At 67.2% G+C, this 3,922-nt stretch carries 4 protein-coding genes; 2 read left to right on the forward strand and 2 right to left on the reverse strand.

Going from position 1 to position 3,922, the window contains the following annotated elements; genetic code table 11:
* The coding region (locus tag J1C73_RS21430; RefSeq protein ID WP_207317846.1) for a conjugal transfer protein at positions 1 to 948 on the reverse strand (948 nt) is incomplete at its 3' end.
* A gap of 280 nt (positions 949 to 1,228) precedes the next feature.
* On the opposite strand from J1C73_RS21430, the gene J1C73_RS21435 reads away from it, so the two are divergent.
* Positions 1,229 to 2,481 (forward strand): IS3 family transposase gene (locus tag J1C73_RS21435; RefSeq protein WP_207317847.1). Its coding sequence is split into 2 segments (ribosomal slippage): positions 1,229 to 1,511 and positions 1,511 to 2,481, totalling 1,254 coding nucleotides; the frame shifts between segments, so codons are not numbered across the junction.
* On the opposite strand, the gene J1C73_RS36240 is transcribed toward J1C73_RS21435, so the two are convergent.
* Complete coding sequence (locus J1C73_RS36240) at positions 2,468 to 2,719, reverse strand: barstar family protein (protein WP_443732224.1); 252 nt, start codon at positions 2,717 to 2,719, stop codon at positions 2,468 to 2,470. The genes J1C73_RS21435 and J1C73_RS36240 overlap by 14 nt on opposite strands.
* 837 nt (positions 2,720 to 3,556) lie before the next feature.
* On the opposite strand from J1C73_RS36240, the gene J1C73_RS21445 reads away from it, so the two are divergent.
* Entirely contained in the window at positions 3,557 to 3,802 is a 246-nt protein-coding gene (locus tag J1C73_RS21445; protein WP_207317848.1) for a hypothetical protein, read from the forward strand.
* Positions 3,803 to 3,922 lie beyond the last annotated feature (120 nt).

Raw genomic sequence — 3,922 nt, forward strand, 5'->3', positions numbered from 1 at the left:
GAGCGCGGCCAGCAGCCGCAGGGTCGTGCCGTCGGCGGGCACGGCCGTGACCGGTTCGCTGCCCTTCTCCCCCTCGATGGCGAGGGAGTCGAGCGCGAGTCCGGTGTAGGGGGCGGGCGTGACTGCGGTGAGGTCGGTTCCGGGGGCGAGGTAGCGGTCCAGCTCACCGGAGCCGGTGAGGTAGGAGGTCAGGAATTCGGTGACGGCCTGGGTGCGGGGGTCGGTCGCCAAGGCCGGCCGCATCGGCCCGTACACGAGACCGGGAGCCTTGATCCGGCCCGGAGCGGCGACTTCGGTCGGCATGGCCAGCGCGGTGTAGCCGCTCGCGCCGGCGGCGTCGGGCGCGGTAGCGACGGGGACCTGGAAGTACCGCACGGCGTCGGCCGCTGTGGCTGCGGCCTTGGAGCTGTCCTTGCGGTCGGACACCGCGTCGGACGGCGAAGGGGCCGGCTTCGTGGCGGTGATCCGTGCGGCCACCGTCACCGACCAGATTCCGGAGTCGGGCTGCCGCAGCCGTACGACGGTGAGCTGTTCACCGCGGCGGCGCCCGGACTCTCCTTCCAGCCGCAGGCTCGTGGCGTCCGGGTAGTAGGCGGTGAGCTTGTCCTGGTCGCCCTCCCCCGCCGCGATGAACTCGGCGACGAAGAGCTGGGCGAAGCCGGCCGCTCCCTGCGCGCCGGTGGAACCCAGCACGGCGGCTGCCGGCCGCCTCTGCTCCCCTCCTCCGGCCTGCGTCGGCGCTGACAGGTACGCGAACGCGCCGAGCACAGGGCCGAGGACGAGCAGTCCCCAGGCTGTCCAGCGGATCGCCGTGGCGGTGTTCGCCTGGGCGCCGGTCGACCAGCCGGCCACGTCCTGGGGCCCCTCGTCGATGGCCCAGTCCTGCGGCTCAGCTTCGGGCAGGGCCGGCTTCCCGGCGGGGCGGCGGCGGGCCCACAAGGCACTCATGCCGAGCCCCCGTTGCGGAGCGGCGTGTTGCCGGTCAGCTCGGCGATCCGTCGGCGCAGCTCCAGTTCCGGGCGCTTCTTCAGCGTCTGCAGGGATGTCAGGACGTCGGCGGCGTCGTCGGTGAGGAAGGCGCGCAGCCGGTCGTGGGTGCGGGTGTCGAAGGGCTGTGAGACCAGTGCGGCACCGAGCTGGATGAGCAGATGCTGGGCACGGGTGACGCGGTCTTCGTCTGAACCGCCCCGGGTCAGGTAGAGACTCGATTCCGTGAAAGGATTGAGTCATGGCACGACCTTCCCGTTACCCGCTTGAGCTGCGCCGTCGCGCGGTGCGCATGTTCGCCGAGGTCCGCGGCGACTACCCGACCGAGACGGCAGCGCTGCAGTCCGTTGCCGAAAAGTTGGACATCGGTTCCCGAGAGACGCTGCGGAACTGGGTGAAGCAGCACGAGATCGACGCCGGACAGCGGCCGGGGACGACGACGGAGGAGTCCGCCCAGCTCAAGGCACTGAAGAAGGAGAACGCCGAGCTGAAGCGGGCGAACGACATCTTGAAGGCGGCGGCGTCTTTCTTCGCGGCCGAGCTCGACCGGCCACACACACGCTCGTAGCGTTCATCGACGAGCACCGGGACCGCTTCGGCGGGGTCGAGCCGATCTGCAGAGCGCTCACCGAGCATGACTGCGAGATCGCCCCTTCCACGTACTACGCCTGCAAGAAACGCCTCGAAACTCCCTCGGCCCGTTCCGTGCGCGACGAGGGTCTCAAGGAGTGGATCCAGGACGTCTACACGTCCAACTACCGCGTCTACGGCGCGAGGAAGATCTGGCGCGAGCTGAACCGGCAGGGACATGCCGTGGCCCGCTGCACCGTCGAGCGCCTGATGCGCGAGCTCGGCATCCAGGGTGCGGTGCGCGGCAAGCGCGTCATCACCACCCTCCCCGGCGGACAGACCGAGCGGGCTCCCGATCTGGTCGACCGCGACTTCGTCGCCGCCGCCCCGAACCGGTGCTGGGTCGCGGACTTCACCCACGTGAAGACCTGGGCCGGTGTCGTCTACGTCGCGTTCGTCGTGGACACCTTCTCCCGCCGGATCGTCGGCTGGTCCGCCGCGACCGTGAAGGAGACGGTCTTCGTGCTGGACGCCCTGGAGATGGCGATCTGGCAACGCGACCGCGACGAACAGCCCGTCCGGCCGGGTGAGTTGATCCATCATTCCGACGCCGGGTCGCAATACACGAGTTTCCGGCTCGCCGAGCATCTGGACGCCGCCGGCATCGCCGCCTCGATCGGATCGGTCGGCGATGCCTACGACAATGCCCTGATGGAGAGCACGATCGGCCTGTTCAAGACCGAGCTGATCAAGCCCCGACGGCCATGGAAGACGCTGCCCGATGTCGAGCTCGCCACCGCCGAGTGGGTCGACTGGTACAACCACCGACGACTCCACGGTGAGATAGGCCACGTCCCACCCGTCGAATACGAAGCCAACTACTACACCGAACTCACGAAACCCCAGGTCATCACCACAATCTGAGATCTCTACCGACCCCGGGGCGGTTCACATCGCCGAGGCAGTCGTGGAGTGCGTCAAGGTTGTGGCCGTAGTAGTCGGGGAACCGCAGGGCGGCAGCGACGGCACGGTGCATGTCCCGTTCCGTGTTCCATTGGCCCGCTGCCAACCGGACGACACGGAAGCCATGGTCTTCGAGGCGGTGCACAGCCTGGTCGAGGAGCCGTTGGCGCCAGAAGAGGGTGACGAAGGTGTTGCCCATGTACTCGATGCCTGGAAGCCGGATTCCGAGGTACTTGGCTTCGGCTTCACAGCGGCGTGACGACGGTAGTCGTCCAGCAGCCGGAAGAACTCTTCAACGGGTGTGGATCCGTCGGACGTCTCCTGTTCGATTTGAGTGGCCCAGCTGAGCGAGCTCGGTCGGCCGAAGTGTTGGCAGAGCCACTGGCTGAACGGGCCGTCGCCCCAGAAGGGGAAGGGCTCGTCGATGGAGTGCACGCCCAGCGCTATCTGGTAGCCGCCGAGCATGGATTCCAGATGGTGAAGGGACCCATGCGGAGGCAGCCACATGCCGGGCCGCAGACGGACTTGCTCCAGGAAGTCGTACACATCAGTGCACTCCTGCCAGGGCTGGACGGTGCTCTGCGAGTCATCTTCGGGCGGCATGAGCAGAGCCTACGGGCCGCTCACGAACGAGTAGCCCCTGGCCTGAACGGCGATGAGCGCTTGGGGCCCGCTGCCCCGAATTGTTCCACAACGGAAAGAGAGACCAGCCATACCCGCGCCCGAGGGTGCAGGATTTAAGCGCTCAACTCGTCGGATGAGCCTTGAAGATGGCTGGTCTCGCGGTCAATTGGACCCTCTTCTCCACCAACCGTCAACCCCATATCCGTATCAAGTGCCACACCACACTCCTGAGCAATCAGCCGGCAGACCAACACGCCATCGCTCTGCACCGTATCCAGGTCACTCACGCGTGCGTCCGGCCTGCGGGACAGCGCAACTTCCCTGGATTGTTTGGCATTTGGGTGTCTGGGACGTCTGGCGTTCCCTACGATGTCTGGCATCAGTGTTGGCGCCAGAGAGTCCAAGGGGACGCATGGGTTTCGAGGGCGAGGAAGCCGCGGCGCCAGGGTTGCGTGTCGCCATCGAGTTCTATGGCGAGAAGGCGGAGCGACTGTCTCGGCGGGCGAAGGAGCTGGAAGAGGAGCTCGGTTCCGTGCGGGAGGAGATGTCCCAGACTTTCGTTACCCGTGATCAGCTCTCTCGCGCACTGGCGGAGATCGGCGCGGGCACCGCACCAGGGTCATTGCATGATCGGGATCTGTCCGGGTTGATCACGTGAGGCCGAGGGCCGACAGCGGTCGGTGGTAGTCGCGGCTGGTGCGTCGGAGGGCGGCGGCGATGTTGGTCTCGCCGTTCTGGCGGAAGAGGCTGATGGCGAGGTTGCGCAGGCTGGCCATGG

It is taken from the genome of Streptomyces laculatispora, from assembly GCF_017353455.1.
Taxonomy (GTDB): Bacteria; Actinomycetota; Actinomycetes; order Streptomycetales; family Streptomycetaceae; genus Streptomyces; species Streptomyces laculatispora.